We start from the raw sequence: 21821 nt of genomic DNA, 5'->3' as shown, positions 1-21821 counted from the left end.
TTCAATTCAATTCAATTCAATTCAATTCAATTCAATTCAAAAATACTATTCCAAATATTAGTTACGTTAGTAATATCTTGTAAAAACGTTTCTCGCGGGATCAATTTGCCTTTTTGCTCCAAGCTCAACACGTGATAACACGAGCGATAATCTATATACGCTTTGATCAACTGCTGTTTTTGCTCTTTAGTAATACAGCCTATATTTGCTGCATCCGTTAATATTCTTACGTTATCTGAGTAAACTGTAAGCTGTTCAAACTCGTTTGCGTGTTTAAGTACTAAATATTGCGTAATAAACTCAATATCAGCCATGCCACCAACATCTTGTTTTAAATCAAATTTCTCAGTATTTCCCTTCGCTAGATGGTCGCGCATTTTTTCGCGCATTTTTATTACATCAGCTTTTAGCACGGTATCATCGCGTTGCTGGCAAAGTATATTTTTACGAATTTGTGAAAAACGATCTATCAGATCGTTTTGACCTAAAATTAATCGAGCCCGAACAAGTGCTTGATGCTCCCACGTCCATGCTTGAGTTTGCTGATAGTGATTAAAGCTCTCTAAATTGATAGCCAATAAACCAGAGGCTCCTTCAGGACGTAATCGTGTATCAAGCTCGTATAAAATGCCCGATGCAGTACGGGTATTAAATAAATGCATTAGGCGCTGAGCGAGCTTTAAATAAAACTGGCGAGAATCTATCGGTTTTTCACCGTTAGTTAAGCTTGAGCCATCATGATTATGCACAAACACCAAATCTAGATCTGAGTCGTACCCGACTTCTAAGCCACCTGTTTTACCATATGCAATAACAGCAAAACCTTTATTTTCATCATCTGTGCCAGGGGGCATACCAAAGCGCTTAACAGTGTTATGCCATGCAATATTAACAGCTTGGTCAACAATCGCCTCTGCCAGTACGGTTAAATGATCGCTTACTTTCATTACGTCAAGAACACCGGTTGCATCGGCGGCAGCAATTCGTAATTGATGCGTTTGCTTAAATTGCCTAAGCGACTCCATTTGCAGTTCTAAATCGTCATGCTCTATTCGTAAAAAATACTGTCTTATTTCATCTTTATACGCTGTGAGCGGGGTTGGCTTATAAAGAACTGCGGGGTCTATTAGTTCATCAAGTAATATGGGGTAGCGAGAAATATGCTCCCCTATCCATTTGCTATGACAACACAGTAAAACAAGTTGCTTTAATGCACCTTGGTTTTCGTAAAGCAATTCTAAATAGGCAGTACGCGAAATTATCTTATTAAAAATTTGGCAAACCATTGTGAAAGCTGCTGCACTGGCATTAAAGTCATTTAATTGATTTAGTAAAACAGGCATTAACTTATCAAGAGTGTCACGCCCTCGGTTACCTATATTTACCTTAGACAGCCTTAATTTAAAATCGTTAAGGGGTGCTTGCCATTCATCTCTGGCCTCTTTTAAAAAGCTCACATCACCATGATCCCAAGCACTAATAAATGCGCCTTCACAGGTATCAAGTGGCACGGTTTCCTCGCCAATCACAAGTGCAAACTCACCGTTAACTTGTTTCATCACCTTTTCTATAGTGTTTAAAGTGGCAGAAAAATCAGCTTGTTCTAATAATAAATTTAAGCGCTGCTGATTCAATTCATCATCAGGGAGTGTTTGCGTTTGCTGATCGTCAAATATTTGAAGGTACTGCTCAACTTTACGTAAATAAAGGTAATTGCGTCTCAGCTCGCTTGCTTCTTGCTCATCTATAACTTGGTTAAGTGCCAACTCATTTAATGCTTTAAGTAAAGATTGGGTTTGTAAATTAGCCTCTCGCCCACCTCTTACCATTTGCAGGGCTTGCACTATAAATTCAACTTCACGAATACCACCAGCGCCTAGTTTTATATTATTAGTTAAGCGTTTACGGCGAACCTCTTGTGCAATCATTAACTTCATTTTACGCAAGGATTCAATCACCGAAAAATCAATATACCGGCGGTAAACAAACGGCTTTAAAAGCTTAATAAATTCATCCCAATATTTATTAGGGGTGCCAATTAAGCGCCCTTTTAACATGGCGTAGCGTTCCCAGTCGCGCCCTTGTTCTTGGTAGTAATCTTCAATGGCATTAAAGCTCATAACCAAAGGGCCGCTTTCGCCAAACGGGCGTAGGCGCATATCAACTCTAAATACTTGCCCATCACCGGTGGCTTGGTTAAGTGCTGCAATCAGTTTTTGTGCAACTTTGGTATAAAATACTTGGGCCTCAAGGCTTCTGCGGCCACCTTGGGTTTTTGTGCTGCGCGGATACGCAAAAATAAGATCAATATCAGAGGAATAATTTAGCTCCTGTCCGCCAAGCTTCCCCATCCCCAATACCATTAGCGGCATTGCTTGGTTTTGCTCATCAAGCGGCTCACCATTTACTTTTGCCACCTGTGCATGCGCCCATTGGTTGGAGCTATTAATTAACATGTCAGCCAGTTGGCTTATGTAATTAATACTATCGGCAATGGGGTTATTACAGCATAAATCTAAAAAGGCGACTTTAAGCCAGTACTTTTCACGATATTGACGAAGTACTTTATGACACTGTGCTTCATCAAGGTCAGCTAAATTGAGGTTTTTAAAAGGAGAATCTATTACTCTATTTTGTATTTCGTCTTTGCATAATAGCCAGGTATTTAAATCAGGTTGTGACTCTAAACTGCGCCAAGCAAAGTCGCTTAATGCTAATAACCTTACAACTTCACTTTGTTTACTTTGCTGCGGGTATAACTGTTCAAAGCGCATCAAGCCAAGTTTTTGTAATTGAATAGGAAGTTGCTTCACGTTACTCATCAATCCTCTCTTTTATATCATCAATAACCGTACTAGAATGATTAAAACCTAGAAAGGTTAACTTAATTAGGATCACCATGTCATATTTGTCTTTATCTAACACTAGTTTTATTGCGATTGCCATTAGTTTTGCGGTTATTTGCATAACTATTTTTTGTTTACGAGTTGTCACTCAAATCAAAGCAAAACAAGCGCTTAAAGATGAGTTAGCGCAACACGACAACTTTGCCATGGGTATTAGTTTTGCATCTGAAATATCGGTTGTTATAGCCACTATAGCCTTTTTATTTGACGAAATAAGCGTAAGCACTGCACAGTCAAACCCGTTAAAAGTATTAATTATTATTGTTCTCTTATTCACTTTTATAAAAGTGGGCCATTTAATTCACAGAAAATGGATACTCCACAGGTTTAATGAAGAAGCTGCCATACTAAAACAAAATGTATGTGCTGCATTGGTAGACTCAGGAATGTTAATCGCTAACTGTATTATTGCTCTGGGCTTGTACACGTGGACCCACACGCAAGGGTTTAGCAACTTACTTATTGCTTGCGTTAGCTTTTTTACACTTCAGGGGATGTTTGCACTTGATAGCAAAATACGAGAACACCGTTTTGCAAAAGCAAACCAAGGTGCGTCACTACAAAGTAACTTTAACCTAGAAAATACATCTATTGGTATAAGATATGCTGGAAAATCAATTGGCTTAGCGTTGGCTGTATATGCTGGTTTATCTAGCGCAGCATTTCAAAACGGTAAAATGGTTGAAAACATATTTACACTTGTAATGCATTGCGGTGTAATGTGGATACTACTTTACGGCTTAACGTATGTGATAAAAGTTATCTCTTTACCAAATATTGATACGGCTCTTGAAATAGACCATCAAGATAATATTGGGGTAGCATGCATAGAATTTGCTGTTTTTTGTGCTATAGGTTATTTACTTATTAGTATGTTTTCTCTTTAGACCTTTTTTACTGAAAATACAGCAATTAAAACGTCTGCATTTAAGTAATAATGGTAATTACTTAGATGCAACAAGGTCCTAGCTCTATGCCGCCTGAAATAACGAACTATTTGTTAATTGACATAGACAACGAATTTAGCCGCGCATTTGCCGAATACTATGTAAATAGTAATGGCATAACAAAAGCGAGTACACTTATTGCTGCAGGCAGTAATACCCGCCAATTAGTAAAAATGATGTTTGACGAGCTTATTAAAGACTACAGTTATTGCGATCTTGAAAACGAAATAAGCGTTTCTGAGTTAATTAATTATTTAAAAGATCATCACGATTTACACGGAGTCCTTTTCAATAGCACCGATTATTTACTCGCAAGTGATAAGCAGCGCTTTATTTATAACTCCTTACATGAAGAACGCTTTTTAATAAATCTTGATGATACAGGCTATACACTAAGCCGGGTTACCGATGAGACGTTAACGGAACCTTCGCAAAATCATCACGATATAGCGCACACCCCACAAGATTTAATAGATCTCGCCGAACAACTTAATAAAAATAAATAATTGCGCACAGCCCCCAGCTTACTTACCATAGCAATATATATTTTTACGCTATGTAGTAAGTGACGCCCTATGCGAGTTCCTCATATTTATCAAACATCGAGTATTGCCCTAAACACCCCTGTAACTTTAGATGACGATGCTGCAGGGCATATTGGCAGAGTGCTGCGCATGAAAGTAGGCGAGCATGTATCTATTTTTAATGGCGAAGGTGGCGAATACCTTAGTGAAATAATTGAGGTAACAAAAAAAACAGTCGTCGTAATGCCATTAGAACTTAACCCTCACGATGTAGAATCTCCACTTAAAATTCATTTAGGTCAATGTGTATCTCGTGGTGATAAGATGGATTTTACAATTCAAAAGTCAGTTGAACTAGGTATTACCGAAATCACCCCTATTTTTAGTCAGCGCTGTGGTGTGAAACTAATGGGCGATCGTCTTGAGAAAAAACACCAACAATGGCAAAAAATTGCAATTGCTGCGGCTGAGCAGTCAGGGCGTAATTTTGTGCCAATTATTCACCCACCTATAGATTTAAAACAATGGCTTGCACAACAAACCGATGCAATTAAGCTCACTCTTCACCCTCGTGCTGAGCACAGCATTAAAACCATTACGGTACCTAAAGATGGCGTACGCTTTTTAGTAGGCCCAGAAGGTGGCTTTACCGACGATGAAATGGCACTAACCAAACAACTAGAGTTTGTAGATATTCGCTTAGGCCCGCGCGTTTTACGAACGGAAACAGCCGCTTTAACGGTCTTAAGTGCATTACAACTTCAATTTGGCGATTTAGCTAATTGAAATAACTAAAAGCACCCTCATATAAACAGTAACATTTATAGTAAGGCACAGCGCATGGCAATTAAGTTAGGTATTATTTCAGATCCTATTAGTGGATTTAACATCAAAAAAGACACCGGTTTTGCAATGATGATGCAAGCGCAAGAACGTGGCTACGAAATTTATTATATGGAGATGGACGATTTATCTCTTCGTAAAGGCAAGTCGTACGCTACAGCGTCTAAAGCGCAAGTGTTTAATAATGCAGAAAAATGGTATAAGCTTGAAGAAAAAGCCACTATAGCCCTTGCCGATCTTGACGTAATTTTAATGCGTAAAGACCCTCCTTTTGATACTGAATACATTTACGCGACGTATATTTTAGAACGTGCTGAACAAGAAGGTACGTTAATAATTAACAAGCCACAAAGCCTTCGCGATGCTAACGAAAAGCTGTTTACAGCATGGTTTAGCGAGCATACGCCAGACACACTTGTTACACGTAGCCAAAAACAAATTCGTGAATTTTTAGCACAGCATAAAGACATTATTTTAAAGCCGCTTGATGGCATGGGTGGCGCATCGATTTTTCGCATCAGAGAAGACGATGCCAACATTGGTGTAATTTGTGAAACGTTAACCGAGCACGGCAGCCGCTTCGCAATGGTGCAAAATTACATTCCAGAGATCAAACAAGGCGATAAGCGCGTACTAGTAGTTGATGGCGAAGTTATTCCATATTGTTTAGCGCGTATACCACAAAATGGTGAAACACGCGGTAATTTGGCTGCAGGCGGTCGAGGTGAAGCCCGTCCACTTAGCGAATCAGATTTAAAAATAGCGCAAGCTGTTGCACCAACGCTCAAAGAAAAAGGCTTAATATTTGTAGGTTTAGATATTATTGGCGATAAATTAACTGAAATTAACGTAACTGCACCAACGTGCGTACGCGAAATTGAAGCTGCTTATGATATTTCTATCACAGGTATTTTATTTGATGCAATTGAGCGTAAATTAGGTAAGTAATTACCACAATAAAAAGCCCATTAGTTTAAGCCTTTCATGCAATTAATGGGCTTTTTATGTCAATTTAAATAACTATGCCATACTCAAAGTTCATTAACTAAAAAGGGTGAAATCTATGCAGTCATTAGAAAATCATTTTTTAATCGCGATGCCGTCAATGCAAGACCCTTTTTTTAAACGTGCTGTTACCTATATTTGTGAGCACAATGAAGATGGGGCTATGGGCTTGGTAATAAACCAACCTATTGATGTTACTGTTGGCGAACTTTTAGATAAAATAGAAATTGATAACGACAAAACGCAAAACGCAGCAAAAGTAAGTGTGTTTGCAGGTGGACCCGTTAAAACTGACCGTGGTTTTGTACTGCACTCTCCCCAATCGGGTTATTCAGCAAGTCAAAAACTCAGTAGCGATATTATGATCACTACCTCAAAAGACGTTCTAGCAAACTTAACCACTGCACAAGCACCAGAGCAGTTTATTATTACACTTGGTTATTCAGGGTGGGAGCAAGGACAACTCGAACAAGAGTTACTTGATAACAGCTGGTTGATCATAGAAGCCGATCCGAAGATCATTTTTGATACCCCCGTTGAAAAACGATGGGAAAAAGCAGTTTCAATGTTGGGCTTTGATATTAGCCAACTCAGCCCTGAAGCTGGTCACGCATAATAGTAACTAACCCTTAGCAAACTTAAACAAGATACACATGACAAAAAAATCGCTTAAGCCGCAAGGCGAACGCACTGTAATGGGCTTTGACTTTGGCACCAAAAGTATTGGTATTGCTATTGGGCAAGAGTTAACCGGCAGTGCGTCTAGCCTTAAGGCTGTAAAAGCACAAGATGGCATTCCTAACTGGGACCATATCGCCGTACAAGTAGCCGAGTGGCAGCCTGACTTAATGGTTGTTGGTTTACCACTAAATATGGATGGAACATCACAAGAGGTTACCTTTAAAGCAAAAAAGTTTGCCAACAGATTGCATAATCATTATGGCATTCCTGTGCAAACACAGGATGAGCGCTTAACGACAGCGGATGCTAAAGCGCGACTTTTTGAAAGTGGCGGCTATAAAAACTTAGGTAAAGGTAAAGTAGATAATATGTCTGCGGTTATTATTTTAGAAAGCTTTTTTGAATCTAGTTACGGTGAATAAACTGGCTATATAAACAACCCTTAATACAAATAAAAAAAGCGCCAATTGGCGCTTTTTTATTAATTACTTTTAAATTATTGATCGCTATTTTTATCATCAAGGCCATCAATAGTAACGCCCTGTAAAAAGCCCGCACCTTGTTGTTCGTTATTGCGCAGTTTTATCATTAAGCGTAAATCATTTGGCGAGTCAGCATGGTGCAGTGCATCAGCGTAGTTAATTCGCTGCTGTCTGTACAACTCAAATAACGCTTGGTCAAAGGTTTGCATGCCCATTTCTTTCGACTTAGCCATTGCCTCTTTAATTCCGCCAATATCACCATTTTTAATCAGTTCAGCGACCATTGGTGAGTTAAGCAATATTTCAATAGCTGCAACACGGCTTTCACCATCAGCAGTCGGCACTAATTGCTGAGCAACAATGGCACGTAAGTTAAGTGCTAAGTCGTACTTAAGCTTATCGTGTTTTTCTTTTGGTACTAAATGCATAATACGGTCAATCGCTTGGTTCGCATTATTAGCATGTAGTGTTGCAACACACAGGTGCCCGGTTTCAGCAAAGCTTAGGGCGTATTCCATCGTTTCTTGCGATCGAATTTCACCAATCAAAATAACATCTGGAGCTTGGCGTAATGAGCTTTTAAGTGCCGACTCAAAGCTTTCTGTATCAAGCCCTACTTCGCGCTGAGTAATAATACTTTTACGATGCTCATGAACAAACTCAATCGGATCTTCAATGGTCAGTATATGACCTCGTTGATTACGGTTTCGATAACCAATAAGTGCAGCTAGTGAGGTCGATTTACCCGTGCCTGTCCCACCTACAAACAAGACAAGACCGCGTTTAGACATAATTACATCTGTCAGCGTAGACGGCAGACCTAAATCACTCACATCAGGAATTTGCGTCACAATACGGCGAATAACCATACCTGCTCTATCGCGCTGCCAAAAAGCAGAAATACGAAAACGCCCTTCGTCGGTAGCAATCGCAAAGTTACATTCTTTCGTTGTATGAAATTCTGCTTTTTGCTTTTCGCTCATTGCAGATTCTACTAACTCAAGCGATTGCTCATCAGTCAGTCTATCGTCACTAAGAGCTATTAGCTCGCCGTTTATTTTTGCACTTACAGGTAACTGACTCGATACAAATAGGTCAGAACCCTTTTTCTCAATCATTATGAGTAAAAAGTCGTTTAAAGATAAAGCCATAATAATTTCTTACCCACCAAATTGTGTTTTGTCTTGCGCTTTTTCTTTCGCTGCCGTATTTGTAACAATACCGTGATTAACTAAATTAGTTAAACACTGATCCATTGTTTGCATGCCCACAGACGCACCGGTTTGAATAGACGAATACATTTGTGCAATTTTATCTTCACGAATTAAGTTACGAATAGCAGGGACTGCAATCATAATTTCGTGTGCTGCAACTCGCCCACCACCAATTTTTTTAAGCAGTGTTTGTGAAATTACCGCACGTAAAGATTCAGATAACATTGAGCGTACCATAGCTTTTTCTTCACCTGGGAATACATCAATAATACGGTCAATAGTTTTGGGTGCAGATGTTGTATGTAGCGTGCCAAACACTAAGTGACCCGTTTCAGCAGCGGTCATTGCAAGACGAATTGTTTCTAAATCACGTAACTCACCCACAAGTATTACATCAGGGTCTTCACGCAATGCACTACGTAGCGCGTTTGAAAAGCTATGTGTATCGCGGTGAACTTCACGTTGGTTAATTAAACTTAATTTATTATCGTGAACAAACTCGATTGGATCTTCTATTGTTAGAATATGGTGATGTTTATTTTGATTTATATAATCGACCATAGCGGCAAGTGTTGTTGATTTACCTGAACCCGTTGGCCCTGTTACTAACACGAGTCCACGTGGGGTATCAGAGATTGTTTTAAAAATATCTGGCGCACCTAAATCATCAAGCGTTAACACTTCACTTGGTATGGTACGAAATACCGCAGCAGGCCCGCGATTAGAGTTAAACGCATTCACACGAAAACGTGCTAAATTAGGCACTTCAAACGAAAAATCCACTTCGAGGTTTTGTTCGTAGTCCTTGCGTTGATTATCGTTCATAATATCGTAAACCAGACTGTTTACGTCTTTGTCTGCAAGGGCTGGTATATTAATGCGGCGAACATCACCGTCTACGCGTATCATAGGTGAAACACCCGACGATAAATGTAAATCGGATGCTTTGTGTTGCACACTAAACGCTAATAATTCGGTAATATCCATTTATGACTCCACAACTAACTGATAAATATATGGTTACAATAGCAGAACGACTCACATCCGCCTACGCTAGAATTGCAGACGCGGCAAAAAACACACAGCGAAACACTAACGAAGTTACTCTACTAGCAGTGTCTAAAACTAAACCAAGCGAAGATATTATTGCAGCTTATGAGCATGGTCAGCGCGAATTTGGTGAATCTTATGTTCAAGAGGCTATAGATAAAATAGCTCAACTACAGTCATATAGCGACATCATTTGGCATTTCATTGGCCCTATTCAATCAAATAAAAGTGCATTAGTAGCTGCTAACTTTGATTGGGTGCAAAGTGTTGATCGCATAAAAATAGCAAAGCGATTAGATTCCCAGCGCCCAAACGATAAACCACCTCTTAATATACTTATTCAAGTAAATATAAGTAATGAGGAAGCAAAGTCAGGTTGCCGCCGCGATGAAATAGATGAACTTGCCGATTATATTAACCAATGTGAGCACTTAACACTTCGAGGTTTAATGGCAATTCCCGCTAAAAGCGACAAACTGGATACGCAAATTCAATCTTTTGAGCAATTACAAACTTGCTTTGATAAACTAAAGACCCAATATCCTCAAGTAGATACTTTGTCGATGGGTATGAGTAACGATGTTGAAGCTGCCATTAGCGCAGGCTCAACCATGGTAAGGATCGGCACAGACATTTTTGGAACACGAACTTAAAAGGTGATAACAGATTTATGTCAGATAAAAAAATCGCATTTATAGGCACAGGTAATATGAGCTACGCCATTATTGGTGGCATGGTAAAAAACGGCTTTAACGCAAGTAACATAATTGCGACTAACCGCAACCAAGAAAAGCTTGAAAAGGTAGCATTTGATTTCAAGGTGCAAACCACCAGTGACAATAACGAAGCCCTGCGCGATGCTGATGTAATTGTTTTGTCTGTTAAACCACAAATGATGGGCGATTTATGTAAATCGTTTCAAGAGTCGGGCGTAGATTTTAGCGATAAACTGTTTATTTCTGTTGCTGCGGGCTTAACTGTAAAACGTTTGCGTGAAATGCTAGGCCAAGACGTTAAAATGGTACGTTGTATGCCAAACACGCCATCTTTATTAGGTCGCGGAGTATCAGGTTTATATGGTGCGGGCGAAACACCAAGCGAACACGAATTTGTACAACAAGTTTTTGAATGCACGGGCATTGTTGTATGGGTGGAAAAAGAGTCACAAATTAACGATATTATTGCTGTAACCGGCTCATCACCTGCTTACTTTTTCTTATTTATGGAAGCCATAGAAGAAAAAGCAAAAGCGCTGGGCTTTAACGATGAAGACGCTCGTCGCCTGGTACAACAAACAGCCCTTGGCGCTGCCGAAATGGCACTTAGCCAGCCTGATATTAGTATTTCGCAACTACGTTCAAACGTAACATCTAAAGGCGGCACTACTCACGCAGCTGTTGAGCACTTAAAAGACGAAGGCTTAACTAAAACCGTTGGCGATGCAATGGATGCGTGTATTGCGCGTGCAGAGCAAATGGAAAAAGAACTTTAAAACCACTTTTTATTGAAGGTTACACTATGAATGCCATGCAATTTTTAATCAGTACCCTGTTTGATTTGTTTTTAATGGTGGTATTACTGCGCTTTTGGCTGCAGTGGGCAAAAGCCGACTTTTATAATCCAATGAGCCAGTTTGTGGTTAAAGCCACTTCGTTTGCGGTAAAGCCACTGCGTAAAATCATTCCGGGGTTTGGCGGACTTGATTTAGCATCTCTGTTGCTGGCATTTATAGTGGCTGTAGCCAAAATTAGTACTTTAATGCTTGTTATATATAATGCGTGGGCAATACAGCCTGTACTTATTCAAGCACTTATAACGGTACTAAAAGAAGGCCTTAATTTAGTATTTTGGGTACTTATTATTCGCGCTATTTTAAGTTGGGTTAGCCAAGGCTATAACCCTATAGAAGCGGTTTTCCACCAGCTTACTGAACCAATGCTAAAACCAATTCGTAAAATATTACCATCAATGGGTGGCTTAGATTTATCAGTTTTAGTGCTTATTATTGGTATTCAGTTTTTGCAAATGCTGCTTATGGATTTTTTAGTCTAATATGGATTTTTTAATTAGAGGCCCAAAGGCCTCTTTTTTATATGTTTTGAGGAATACATAATGAACCGTTTAATTAAGTTTTGTTTTATTGCTTGTTTAGCATTTGCATTTAACGCGCAAAGCGAAGAAATGCAGGGCGCACAATACAAAGAGCTTGGCCCTTGGCAAGTGCATTACATCGCCTTTCCTTCTACTTTTATTCAGCCAAAAATAGCAAAAGCGTACAACCTTGAGCGCAGTGGCTACAAAGGGGTTGTAAACATTTCTATATTAAAAAATGATGCCGATAAAACAGCACAAACGGCAAAGCTTACAGGCACAGCTAAAAACCTACTTGGCAACAAACAAACGCTTACTTTTAAAGAAGTAAAAGAAGGTGAGTCAATTTATTACCTTGCCCAAGTTGATTACACCAACGAAGAGATTTTACGCTTTGAGATTGAAATACAACAAAGTAATCAATTTCAAAAATTACAGTTTCAGCAAAAATTTTACGTAGATTAATAACATGACCAAAACTTTAGTACTTGCTACAGGTAACCCTGGCAAAGTAAAAGAGCTAGCTAACATGCTAAGCCCTTTGAATATTAATGTAGTTCCACAGAGCAATTTTAACGTAGGTGAAGTTGCCGAAACCGGCACTACCTTTGTTGAAAATGCCATTATTAAAGCGCGCCATGCTGCTAAAATTACTGGCATGCCTGCTATTGCCGATGACTCAGGTTTGGAAGTTGATGGCCTAAATGGCGCACCCGGTGTTTACTCAGCCCGTTTTGCAGGCCCAGGTGCCAGCGATCAAGATAACATTGATAAGTTACTTGTAGATTTAGGTGATAACCCTATTCGCAGTGCACGTTTTTGGTGTGTACTGGTGTTAATGCGCCACGCAGACGACCCTACTCCGCTTATTTGTAGTGCTAGTTGGGAGGGCGAAATTACGCTCACTCAAAATGGCAACGGTGGATTTGGTTACGATCCTGTGTTTTTTGTAGCAGAGAAAAATTGTACGAGTGCTGAGCTTACAAAAGAGCAAAAAAATGCAGTGAGTCATCGCGGACAAGCGCTGCAAAAATTATTACTAGAACTACAGCAAAAAGGCGGCCTGTGAACCTTCCACCACTGAGCTTATATGTGCATGTGCCTTGGTGCGTGCAAAAATGCCCGTACTGCGATTTTAATAGCCACGGACAAAAAGGTGAAATACCTGAAGCTGAATATGTTCAACACTTAATTGATGACTTAAAAGCAGATTTGCACTTAGTGCAAGGACGTAAAATTCACAGCATTTTTATTGGTGGCGGCACACCAAGCTTATTAACTGGTGCAGCTTATACCCGTTTATTAAATGAAGTCGACAACCTAATTGGGCTTGAAGAACACTGCGAAATCACCCTTGAAGCCAACCCTGGTACAGTAGAAACAGGTCGCTTTAAAGATTACGTAAAAGCAGGCATTAACCGTATTTCTATCGGTGTGCAAAGCATGCAAAACGACAAGTTAAAAGCACTTGGTCGGATTCATGGCAGCGACGAGGCAAACTATGCCGCGCAACAAGCTAAAGAAGCCGGTTTAAATAGCTTTAACCTTGATTTAATGCATGGCTTACCTGGGCAAACACTTGATGATGCTCTGAGTGATTTAAAACAAATAATAGCGCTCGATCCACCGCATATATCTTGGTATCAACTAACTATTGAACCCAATACTCAGTTTGCTTCAAAGCCCCCTACCTTGCCACAAGATGAAACACTGTGGGACATTCAAGAACAAGGGGTTGAGTTACTCGCGCAAGCAGGTTACGTGCAATACGAAATATCGGGCTATGCAAAACCGGGCTATCAATGCCAACATAACTTAAATTATTGGCGTTTTGGCGATTATCTCGGTATTGGCTGCGGCGCACATGGTAAGGTTACTGATGCAAATACAGGGCTTATAACGCGTACCGAAAAGGTTAAACATCCACGCGGCTATATGGATTTAATTAAACCATATATGTATAAAAGCTGGCATGTAGAGCAGGACGATTTAGCGTTTGAATTTTTTATGAATCGCTTTCGCCTTGTTGAGCCTTGCCCAATTAATGATTTTAATAAACTAACAACACTGCCGCTGCAAAGTCAGCAAAGTGCATTAAACCAAGCAATAAATAAAGGTTTATTGACTCAAACAGACAGCCATTGGCAGGTAACCTTAAAAGGTCATCGCTTTTTAAATGACCTGCTAGAATTGTTTGTGTAGCGCTAAGGCACTGCACAACAATATAAAACTAATAAATATAAATCACCCTAATGGGTTTCTAACAACAAAAGGGAAAACAATGCGTAAACTCACTTTTATTGCGGCCGCAGTAAGCGTTGCACTACTTGCTGGCTGCCAGCAAACAACACAACAATCTACTTCAGCCCCTATTGCACAAGCAGTTCAATCACAACAAAGTGAAATAGACAAAGCCAATGCATTTTTTGAAGATACATTTAACCGCGATGTAATGAGCAGCCCTGTATATCAAACATACATGGGGATTAAGCAAGATTACGATAAATGGGACGATGGCAGCGAAGAAAGAAAGCTTAAAGATTTAGCACAAACAAAAGCTGACCTAGTTGCATTAAAAGCAATTAATCGTGATCTATTAGATGATGCAACAAAAGTTAGCTACGACTTAAAAAAACAGGATCTTGAAAGCTCAATTGCTGACTTTAAATGGCGCTACCATAATTACCCTGTGAACCAAATGTTTGGTACGCATTCTATGATCCCTGCGTTTTTAATTAATCAGCACTCAATTAGTAATGTAAAAGAAGCTAAAGACTACATTTCACGCCTAAATGGTGTAACTGGTGTTATTAATCAGCTTATCGTTGATTTAACTGTACGTGCAGAAAAAGGCATCATAGCCCCTAAATTTGTATTCCCGCATGTTATTGATTCAAGCAAAAACATTATTCACGGTGCACCGTTTGAAAAAGGCGATGATTCTACATTGCTTGCTGACTTTAAACGAAAAGTAACAGCGCTTGAAATTAACCAAAACGAAAAAGACTCATTAATCAGCGATGCATCAGATGCATTAAAATCGGCTGTTAAACCATCTTACTCTAAGCTAATTAATTACCTAGCGCAGCTTGAGAAACGTGCTGATGATCGCGATGGCGCATGGAAATTACCAGATGGCGAAGCGTTTTATAACAACGCACTTAAGCGCACTACAACAACAGATTTAACGGCTAAAGAAATTCATGCAATTGGTTTATCTGAAGTGACACGTATTCATGATGAAATGCGTGAAATTAAAGATAAAGTAGGCTTTAAAGGCGACTTAAAAGCGTTTATGCAGTTTATGAAAACTGACAAACAATTTTACTACCCTAATGATGCACAAGGTAAGCAACGCTACCTTGATGAAGCCACTGGACTTATTGATACAATGAAAACACGCTTAGATGAGTTATTCATTGTTAAACCAAAAGCTGATTTAAAAGTAAAAGCAGTTGAAGCATTCCGTGAAAAAGCAGCGGGCAAAGCATTTTACCAACAGCCAGCTCCAGATGGTTCACGCCCAGGTATTTACTACGCTAACCTTTATGACATGGAAGCTATGCCAACATATCAAATGGAAGCACTTGCTTACCACGAAGGTATTCCGGGTCACCACATGCAAATCGCTATTTCGCAAGAACTAGAAGGCGTTCCTAAGTTCCGTAAATTTGGTGGTTACACAGCGTATATTGAAGGTTGGGGTTTATACTCAGAGTTCATTCCTAAAGAAATGGGCATGTACTCAGACCCTTACTCAGATTTTGGTCGTCTTTCAATGGAGCTATGGCGCGCATGTCGTCTAGTGGTTGATACGGGTATTCACGCGATGAAGTGGACTCGTCAAGAAGGTATTGATTACTACGTAAATAACACGCCTAATGCAACATCTGACGGTGTTAAAATGGTTGAGCGTCACATTGTAATGCCTTCACAAGCAACGGCTTATAAAGTGGGTATGCTTAAGATTTTAGAGCTTCGTGAAGACGCTAAAAAGCAACTGGGTGATAAGTTTGATATTCGCCAGTTCCACGACGTAGTGCTTAAAAATGGTCCTGTACCACTAAATGTACTAGAGAACTTTGTTAATGAATGGGTAGCAAGCAAAAAAGCTTAAAACCAATTTAAACAATTGCTTTAAATATGAAAGGTCGCATTTGCGGCCTTTTTTGTTTTATAGTAGTAAAAAAGATTTTTGGAAATAATAATGGATTTAAGCATACAACTACTTAATGCGCGTATTTCAAAGCAACAGTTAAATGAGCTCGATAACGACTTTAAGCAGTTAAGCCCTGCTCAGCAAACTTTGCAGCTTAACCATTTATATGACAGCGCCCAACGGTTAAGTGTTAAGTATGACTTTATGCAAAACATAGCAACGCGGATATTAAGCTCTAACACAGCGCCTTCTCCATTTATTAATCAACTCACTAATATTGACGCATTGAGCTTTTTTACCCCTGCGCTGAAAGTAAATAAAGGCTTTTTAGTACAAGATACACAAGGAAATAACGTACTGCACAATGTGTTTAAGCATGCCGATGCTACAAAGCTGCCATTTAACTATGTGCGCTCTTTGATGTTGTTTGAATCAAATGATGAGTTAGCTAAAGCGCTGGCGCAGCCCAACTCTCATGGCTTGACAGCGGTTGCCTGCTACATAGCCTATGCAAATAAACCTAGCACACCGGTAAAGCATGAATTTTCAGCTTTGTTAGCATTAATGGAAATAGAGCAAAAACAAAATCCTAACGCTAAACAGCAGCTTGCCAACGTAATAAAAGGGCAAAAAGTTAACGAGACCACAATTTTACTGAGCGCCGCTTACTTGCAACGCTCAACGGCGCAAGTTGCTCACTTAATCAAGGCGCTTTAATTCACTCACAACTTCTGTACGCACACTGTCTATGGCATGTGTAATAGATTGTGCAGCACTTTGGTGATCAACCATATTTGGCCAATTTGTTTGCCAGACCTTTTGTAAGTCTTTTGTTTTTAAATGTACTTTATCAACGGCTAAGTAGCTTAAGTCATGAATTAAGTTAACTTTAACCCAGCCTTTTCTGGGGCTGCCATCTATTTTGTTATTATCGTAATGTGCCGCAAATACAATAAGCTCAAGCTCGGCTAGTTCTTGTAAGATTTGAAAGCTAGCAATGCGTGTATTGTTGTTATCTTCACTTGCCTCCATCTGCCATGCATTATAACTAAAGCCTATAAACGCAAATACTACGCTCGCTATAGCAGTGAAAAAATACGAACGGGGCGCCAGTACAAACTGACCATATTTAGACTCTGACATATTATTTCCTAGAGCCTGTTTATCTTTCGAGGTTAAATTTGCAGCAGTATGTTTGGTATTTAGGCAAGGCAGAGCCTATGTAGTGTGGTTATTTCCCATAAATAGGCGATAACGTGGAATAAATGCCAAACATACGCTGCCCGAAGGGTTCTACCTAGGGGCAATTTACTCTTTGTTGCCTACATGGATGTAGGTAAGGGGCGTGAGCAGGACGCGGAAGCTTTGCTCGGTTTTTACTTAGCCCGCTAGGTTACAAACCTCACGCCGCGATTAAATCGCCCCTAGATTGAACAAATTTTAATCCTGAAAGGTCAACAGGCCCTAGTCATTTAAATAATATTCAACACTGGTTACCACTCTTATATTTTTTATTTGCGGTGTGTTTGAATCTCGATTACTGATACTAAATTGCCCTTGGCGAGCTGTTTTTATTTTGCCTAATTTTGAATTAGAGTCTTTAGCAAATTTATTAGCGACTTCACGCGCTTTTTCAGTTGCTTCTTGCACCATCGCAGGCTTTACATCATTGAGGCCAGTAAAGATGTATTCAACTTTTGTTTCGTAGCTATCCTGCACTATTGCGATATCTTGTTTAGCAAGCTGGCTTACTTTACTCAGCGCGTTTTGCACTTTATCTGGCGCAGCAGAATAAACAATAATATTTGAGCGCACTATGTATCTAAATTGTTGATTTTCATTACTGTATTCACGTGCTTGCTTATCAATAACTGACTGGCTACCTATTGTTATTTCATCGTCGTCAAAACCATGGAGTTTTAAAAAAGCAGTTACCGCATCATTTTTTTTCTCAACTCGGCTTACTAATTTTTCAAGGTTATTGTCGGCATCACTAAATTGCAGAGGCCAAATTACCGTATCGGCTATTACTTCTCGCTCGGCCAATCCCTTAACCTGCACAGTACGTTCCATCCCTTTCACACTCAAAGCGGTACTTTTTAAAATAAACCCTAAGCTAATTAAGCCTATACTTAAACAAATAGCCGCTATAACAATGTAAAAACCGGGGGTTTTATTCACAATAATCTCCTTGATTGATATCAATAATAAGCATCGAGACGCTCGAAATAACACAGTAAACAGGGTACATTGAGACTATAAATAACGCAAAATTTAATCAGCCTAGGAAAAACCATGAGCCTTAAGCGTATAACCCAATTTTTTAACCCAAGCTCAGTGGCCGTTATTGGCGCCTCTAACATATCAACTCGGGCTGGTTTTGTGGTTATGCGCAACTTACTTCAAGGTGGCTTTAAAGGGCCAATAATGCCTGTTACTCCAAGCCATAGCGCAGTACATGGCGTACTTGCTTACCCTTCTATTGCTGACTTACCAAAAGTACCCGACCTTGCTGTTATTTGTACCAACAAAAACACCTTAATTGATATTATTGAGCAGCTTGGAGAGCTTGGCTGTAAAACCGCTATTGTTATTGCCGATGGGCTGTCTGGGGAGCAAAAAAGCGCGCTTAAAGCATGTGCTCAAGCCAAGCAAGTTACTTTGCTTGGACCCAACTGTTTAGGCTTGCTGATCCCTCATATTGGTTTAAATGCGAGCTTTTCACATACCGTGGCAAGCCCAGGTAAAATAGCATTTGTATCGCAATCAGCAGCAGTATGCTCAACCATTTTAGATTGGGCTAAAAACAAAGAAATTGGCTTTTCATATTTTGTATCAGTAGGCGATTGCCTTGATATAAACTTTAATGAACTACTCGACTTTTTAGGTCGTGATGCTAAAACCAAAGCTATTTTACTCTACATAGATAACATTGAAGATATTCGTGGCTTTATATCAGCAGCAAGAGCCGCGGCCTTTAGTAAGCCTGTAATTGCGATTAAAACAGGTAAAACAACTGCGGGCGCACTTGCAGCCGAAATTCACACCGGTGGAAAGCAAAGCTCTGACGCTGTTTACGATGCGTTATTTCAACGAGCGGGTATGCTGCGTGTAAATGATTTACGAGAGCTATTTGCAGCGACACAAACACTCGCCATGCATCCAAAATTATTAAAAGTAGAACAACTGACAATTTTAACTAATGGTGGCGGCCCGGGTGTTATGGCTGTTGATGAGCTAATTCAAAGCTCCGGTAAATTAGCAGAACTAAGCATTGAAACCCGAAATGCGCTAAATAAAGTCATTCCACAATCAGAAACCACCTCAAACCCTGTGGATATTTTTGGCGACTCAGCACCTGCGCGTTATAAGCAAGCATTAGAAATTTTACTGCACGCAAAAGAAGTTAAAAACTTACTGATTATCCATACTCCCTCAGCGCTTGCGCCCAGCGAAGACTACGCCAACATTATTGTAGAAACCTTACAAACATTACCCAAAATGGCGCGCCCTTACGTTATAACTAACTTTATGGGTGAAGACGCATCTTACGCCGCCAGAAAAGTGTGCTCAAACAACGCAATACCCACTTATCGTACGCCCGAAGGGGCTGTAGGCGCATTTATGCACTTGGTAACGTATCGTCGTAACCAAAAGCATTTAACGCAAACACCTGAGTCGAACACTGATGACGCTAAAATAAATAAGGTGGCAGCTAGAACCCTTATTAATGAGTTTTTAGATGATGGACAAAGCTACTTACCTACTCATCAGGCAAGCCAAGTATTGAACCACTATGGTATTAAATGCATTCAAACTGAGGTCGCTTACACCCCAACAGAAGCCAAAGAGCAAGCCATAGAGCTTGGTTTTCCAGTCGCATTAAAACTGATTAGTCCAAGTATTGCCTCAAAGTCTGAAGTAGGTGGGGTGGTGCTTAATTTAAACGACGCCAACGAGGTTGAACAAACTGCTTTTGCGATGCTTATCCGTATTAAAAACACTTATCCGGATGCTGTTATTGAAGGGTTTTCATTACAAAAAATGGCGCCGCGAGCAGGCGCAAATGAGCTGCGAATTGCAATTAAAACCGAGCCTAATTTTGGCCCAGTTATATTATTAGGTGAAGCAGGCACCGGCCTTGAATATGCACAAGCCGCCGTTGCTCTGCCTCCACTGAATATGAACTTGGCAAAGTATTTAATTGCCGCAGCGCACGACAAAGGCGTATTAAAGGAGCGCATACTCCCCGAGAAAGTTGATAAGTATCGTTTATGTGCACTGCTAACGCGTATTTCTCAGTTAGTTATTGATCAACCCGATATAAGCTCAATGGAACTAAATCCTATACTTGCCAGCAATGGACAGTTTTTAGTGCTCGATGCCACTATGACACTTAACCGCTATCAAGCTCAGAGCAATCGTAAGCGCTTATCTATTCGTCCCTACCCTATTGAACTTGTTGAAGTGGTAACACTTAAAAATAACACTCAAGCTACGCTCAGACCGATAAAACCGGAAGATGAACAAGCCCATAAAGTATTTGACGAGTCACTTAACAAAGAAGACAGATATAAACGCTTTTTTGGCGAACTACCACAATTTAACCACGATCAACTCGCTAAAATGACGCAAATTGATTACGACCGTGAAATGGCGTTTATTGTGTGCCAACGCTTTGAAGGTAAAACCCGTACACTGGGTGTGTCTCGCGTCATTATGGACCCCGATAACTTACATGCTGAGTTTGCTATTGTAGTACGCTCAGACTGCCAAGGCTTAGGGCTTGGTCGTATACTAATGAGCGCTGCAATTAATCACTGTAAACGTCAAGGTGTGGAGTCGATTGAAGGCATAACCTTACCAGAGAATACAGGGATGATCGAACTTGCCCGTAAGCTAGGTTTTAAAATTAGTCGCGACTTTGAAGAAGGCAGTATTAACATGGTACTTAAACTTAAATAATGAATGAACCGCAAACGTTACGCCAAAAAATGGCTTGCCTGTTTGAAGGTACAGGTCAATATCAACGCTCAGGGCATATTCTTGATATTGCGCTCATTAGCATAATAATGATTAACGTTGTAGCCATTGTTATTGAGTCAATCCCAAGTGTGGCAGAGCAGTATTACAACGAATTCTTAGTTTTAGAAATTGTATCGGTCGCTATTTTTGCTATTGAATACTTAGCCAGGCTTTGGGCCTGTGTAGATAAAACACAATATGTAGCAATGGAAGGCTCGAACAGTAAACGCAGATTAAAGTATTTTTTATCACCACTTGCGTTAATCGACTTAATAGCGATTTTGCCAAGCTTAATGATGTTTTTATTTCCTCTCGATTTACGTTTTTTACGCATACTCAGATTATTAAGAGTATTTAAACTCACTCGCTACTCACGCGCCATGCAGCTACTTTTAAAAGCCTTTAACGATGAAGGTAGTTCATTAATGGCTGCTTTTTTTATAATGGCCGTTGTGCTTATTTTAGCTTCATGCGGAATTTATTTAATTGAGCACGATATACAACCCGATAAATTTGGCTCTATTCCTGCGGCTATGTGGTGGGCAATGGCAACACTAACGACCGTTGGTTATGGCGATGTAGTACCTATAACGCCATTGGGTAAGTTTTTCGGTGGCGTTATCACACTACTGAGCATGGGTATGGTCGCTATTCCTACCGGATTACTGGCGTCTAGTTTTTCAGAACAGATACGTAAACGGCGTCAGTTTTTTGAAGACGCAGTGCACGAGTCAATTCAAGATGGCACACTTAATGATACCCAACAAGTACACCTAGAAGAGCTACGCCATAAGTTAGGCTTGAGTAAACTAGAAGCTAATAAGGCCATTAAAACGCAGTTAAATGAGCATAACAGCCATTTGTTTTGCAGACACTGCGGTAAAAGGCCTTAAA

At 39.9% G+C, this 21821-nt stretch carries 21 protein-coding genes; 16 read left to right on the top strand and 5 right to left on the bottom strand.

The genetic code is table 11. From position 1 onward, the window contains the following. Positions 1–26: 26 nt before the first annotated feature. Positions 27–2822 carry a bifunctional [glutamate--ammonia ligase]-adenylyl-L-tyrosine phosphorylase/[glutamate--ammonia-ligase] adenylyltransferase gene (gene glnE, locus H5160_RS06285; RefSeq protein ID WP_182737084.1) on the bottom strand — a complete coding sequence of 932 codons (2796 nt, stop codon included), beginning with the start codon at positions 2820–2822 and terminating at the stop codon, positions 27–29. 77 nt (positions 2823–2899) lie between these two features. Between glnE and H5160_RS06280 the strand changes: the two genes are divergently transcribed. From H5160_RS06280 to ruvX, 6 genes are all read left to right on the top strand, one after another. Then, the gene (locus H5160_RS06280; protein WP_002961952.1) at positions 2900–3793 is read left to right on the top strand and encodes a hypothetical protein; all 894 of its coding nucleotides are present in this window, start codon (positions 2900–2902) and stop codon (positions 3791–3793) included. A gap of 65 nt (positions 3794–3858) precedes the next feature. After that, positions 3859–4359 (top strand): hypothetical protein, encoded by a 501-nt coding sequence (locus H5160_RS06275; RefSeq protein ID WP_082007357.1) that lies wholly within the window; start codon positions 3859–3861, stop codon positions 4357–4359. Between the two features lie 69 nt (positions 4360–4428). Continuing rightward, the gene (gene rsmE / locus H5160_RS06270; protein WP_002961950.1) at positions 4429–5163 is read left to right on the top strand and encodes a 16S rRNA (uracil(1498)-N(3))-methyltransferase; all 735 of its coding nucleotides are present in this window, start codon (positions 4429–4431) and stop codon (positions 5161–5163) included. 54 nt (positions 5164–5217) lie between these two features. Further along, entirely contained in the window at positions 5218–6168 is a 951-nt protein-coding gene (gshB, locus tag H5160_RS06265; RefSeq protein ID WP_182737082.1) for a glutathione synthase, read from the top strand. Positions 6169–6283: 115 nt separating this feature from the next. Further along, a complete protein-coding gene (locus H5160_RS06260) occupies positions 6284–6841 on the top strand; it encodes a YqgE/AlgH family protein (protein ID WP_002961948.1) in 558 nt (185 codons plus the stop codon). A 37-nt stretch (positions 6842–6878) separates the two neighbouring features. After that, positions 6879–7328 carry a Holliday junction resolvase RuvX gene (gene ruvX, locus H5160_RS06255; protein WP_182737081.1) on the top strand — a complete coding sequence of 150 codons (450 nt, stop codon included), beginning with the start codon at positions 6879–6881 and terminating at the stop codon, positions 7326–7328. 74 nt (positions 7329–7402) lie between these two features. Here the strand turns inward: ruvX and H5160_RS06250 are convergent, their stop codons facing one another. Both H5160_RS06250 and H5160_RS06245 read right to left on the bottom strand, forming a co-directional pair. Further along, complete coding sequence (locus H5160_RS06250; protein WP_002961946.1) at positions 7403–8539, bottom strand: PilT/PilU family type 4a pilus ATPase; 1137 nt, start codon at positions 8537–8539, stop codon at positions 7403–7405. Positions 8540–8548: 9 nt separating this feature from the next. Beyond that, positions 8549–9589, bottom strand: a complete 1041-nt coding sequence (locus H5160_RS06245; RefSeq protein WP_024596218.1) for a type IV pilus twitching motility protein PilT — start codon at positions 9587–9589, stop codon at positions 8549–8551. Positions 9590–9591: 2 nt separating this feature from the next. On the opposite strand from H5160_RS06245, the gene H5160_RS06240 reads away from it, so the two are divergent. The 8 genes from H5160_RS06240 to H5160_RS06205 all read left to right on the top strand — a co-directional run bounded on the left by H5160_RS06240 (position 9592) and on the right by H5160_RS06205 (position 16619). Beyond that, positions 9592–10305 (top strand): YggS family pyridoxal phosphate-dependent enzyme, encoded by a 714-nt coding sequence (locus tag H5160_RS06240; protein WP_165723833.1) that lies wholly within the window; start codon positions 9592–9594, stop codon positions 10303–10305. A 17-nt stretch (positions 10306–10322) separates the two neighbouring features. Further along, on the top strand, positions 10323–11144 hold the full coding sequence (gene proC, locus H5160_RS06235; protein WP_039488316.1) for a pyrroline-5-carboxylate reductase: 822 nt from the start codon (positions 10323–10325) through the stop codon (positions 11142–11144). 26 nt (positions 11145–11170) lie between these two features. Next, the gene (locus H5160_RS06230; RefSeq protein ID WP_002962568.1) at positions 11171–11704 is read left to right on the top strand and encodes a YggT family protein; all 534 of its coding nucleotides are present in this window, start codon (positions 11171–11173) and stop codon (positions 11702–11704) included. Between the two features lie 60 nt (positions 11705–11764). Beyond that, positions 11765–12208, top strand: a complete 444-nt coding sequence (locus H5160_RS06225) for a DUF4426 domain-containing protein (protein WP_154903714.1) — start codon at positions 11765–11767, stop codon at positions 12206–12208. Positions 12209–12212: 4 nt separating this feature from the next. Then, entirely contained in the window at positions 12213–12812 is a 600-nt protein-coding gene (rdgB, locus tag H5160_RS06220; RefSeq protein WP_182737079.1) for an RdgB/HAM1 family non-canonical purine NTP pyrophosphatase, read from the top strand. Then, positions 12809–13945: a radical SAM family heme chaperone HemW gene (gene hemW / locus H5160_RS06215; RefSeq protein WP_002962575.1), complete on the top strand. Its 1137-nt coding sequence runs from the start codon at positions 12809–12811 to the stop codon at positions 13943–13945. The genes rdgB and hemW overlap by 4 nt, the downstream gene beginning before the upstream one ends. 79 nt (positions 13946–14024) lie before the next feature. Next, positions 14025–15860 carry a DUF885 family protein gene (locus tag H5160_RS06210; RefSeq protein WP_182737078.1) on the top strand — a complete coding sequence of 612 codons (1836 nt, stop codon included), beginning with the start codon at positions 14025–14027 and terminating at the stop codon, positions 15858–15860. Positions 15861–15950: 90 nt separating this feature from the next. Continuing rightward, entirely contained in the window at positions 15951–16619 is a 669-nt protein-coding gene (locus H5160_RS06205; protein WP_165723838.1) for a hypothetical protein, read from the top strand. On the opposite strand, the gene H5160_RS06200 is transcribed toward H5160_RS06205, so the two are convergent. Both H5160_RS06200 and H5160_RS06195 read right to left on the bottom strand, forming a co-directional pair. After that, positions 16602–17045 (bottom strand): hypothetical protein, encoded by a 444-nt coding sequence (locus H5160_RS06200; protein WP_182737077.1) that lies wholly within the window; start codon positions 17043–17045, stop codon positions 16602–16604. The genes H5160_RS06205 and H5160_RS06200 overlap by 18 nt on opposite strands. Positions 17046–17366: 321 nt before the next feature. After that, the gene (locus H5160_RS06195) at positions 17367–18083 is read right to left on the bottom strand and encodes an SIMPL domain-containing protein (RefSeq protein WP_002962579.1); all 717 of its coding nucleotides are present in this window, start codon (positions 18081–18083) and stop codon (positions 17367–17369) included. Positions 18084–18197: 114 nt separating this feature from the next. On the opposite strand from H5160_RS06195, the gene H5160_RS06190 reads away from it, so the two are divergent. Then, positions 18198–20867, top strand: coding sequence for a bifunctional acetate--CoA ligase family protein/GNAT family N-acetyltransferase (locus H5160_RS06190; RefSeq protein WP_039488310.1), 2670 nt, complete (start codon positions 18198–18200; stop codon positions 20865–20867). Further along, the gene (locus tag H5160_RS06185; RefSeq protein WP_182712851.1) at positions 20867–21820 is read left to right on the top strand and encodes an ion transporter; all 954 of its coding nucleotides are present in this window, start codon (positions 20867–20869) and stop codon (positions 21818–21820) included. The genes H5160_RS06190 and H5160_RS06185 overlap by 1 nt, the downstream gene beginning before the upstream one ends. The last annotated feature ends 1 nt before the right edge of the window (position 21821 follow it).

It is taken from the genome of Pseudoalteromonas sp. SG43-4 (assembly GCF_014164325.1).
GTDB lineage: Bacteria > Pseudomonadota > Gammaproteobacteria > Enterobacterales > Alteromonadaceae > Pseudoalteromonas > Pseudoalteromonas distincta.
Note: the sequence above shows the minus strand (reverse complement) of the source record. Positions and strands in the feature narration are given on the sequence as shown.

Excerpts from the sequence above, each read along its gene's own strand:
- glnE (WP_182737084.1), bottom strand. The coding sequence starts at position 2,822 with ATGAGTAACGTGAAGCAACTTCCTATTCAATTACAAAAACTTGGCTTG.
- H5160_RS06280 (WP_002961952.1), top strand. The coding sequence starts at position 2,900 with ATGTCATATTTGTCTTTATCTAACACTAGTTTTATTGCGATTGCCATT.
- H5160_RS06275 (WP_082007357.1), top strand. The coding sequence starts at position 3,859 with ATGCAACAAGGTCCTAGCTCTATGCCGCCTGAAATAACGAACTATTTG.
- rsmE (WP_002961950.1), top strand. The coding sequence starts at position 4,429 with ATGCGAGTTCCTCATATTTATCAAACATCGAGTATTGCCCTAAACACC.
- gshB (WP_182737082.1), top strand. The coding sequence starts at position 5,218 with ATGGCAATTAAGTTAGGTATTATTTCAGATCCTATTAGTGGATTTAAC.
- H5160_RS06260 (WP_002961948.1), top strand. The coding sequence starts at position 6,284 with ATGCAGTCATTAGAAAATCATTTTTTAATCGCGATGCCGTCAATGCAA.
- ruvX (WP_182737081.1), top strand. The coding sequence starts at position 6,879 with ATGACAAAAAAATCGCTTAAGCCGCAAGGCGAACGCACTGTAATGGGC.
- H5160_RS06250 (WP_002961946.1), bottom strand. The coding sequence starts at position 8,539 with ATGGCTTTATCTTTAAACGACTTTTTACTCATAATGATTGAGAAAAAG.
- H5160_RS06245 (WP_024596218.1), bottom strand. The coding sequence starts at position 9,589 with ATGGATATTACCGAATTATTAGCGTTTAGTGTGCAACACAAAGCATCC.
- H5160_RS06240 (WP_165723833.1), top strand. The coding sequence starts at position 9,592 with ATGACTCCACAACTAACTGATAAATATATGGTTACAATAGCAGAACGA.
- proC (WP_039488316.1), top strand. The coding sequence starts at position 10,323 with ATGTCAGATAAAAAAATCGCATTTATAGGCACAGGTAATATGAGCTAC.
- H5160_RS06230 (WP_002962568.1), top strand. The coding sequence starts at position 11,171 with ATGAATGCCATGCAATTTTTAATCAGTACCCTGTTTGATTTGTTTTTA.
- H5160_RS06225 (WP_154903714.1), top strand. The coding sequence starts at position 11,765 with ATGAACCGTTTAATTAAGTTTTGTTTTATTGCTTGTTTAGCATTTGCA.
- rdgB (WP_182737079.1), top strand. The coding sequence starts at position 12,213 with ATGACCAAAACTTTAGTACTTGCTACAGGTAACCCTGGCAAAGTAAAA.
- H5160_RS06210 (WP_182737078.1), top strand. The coding sequence starts at position 14,025 with ATGCGTAAACTCACTTTTATTGCGGCCGCAGTAAGCGTTGCACTACTT.
- H5160_RS06205 (WP_165723838.1), top strand. The coding sequence starts at position 15,951 with ATGGATTTAAGCATACAACTACTTAATGCGCGTATTTCAAAGCAACAG.
- H5160_RS06200 (WP_182737077.1), bottom strand. The coding sequence starts at position 17,045 with ATGTCAGAGTCTAAATATGGTCAGTTTGTACTGGCGCCCCGTTCGTAT.
- H5160_RS06190 (WP_039488310.1), top strand. The coding sequence starts at position 18,198 with ATGAGCCTTAAGCGTATAACCCAATTTTTTAACCCAAGCTCAGTGGCC.
- H5160_RS06185 (WP_182712851.1), top strand. The coding sequence starts at position 20,867 with ATGAATGAACCGCAAACGTTACGCCAAAAAATGGCTTGCCTGTTTGAA.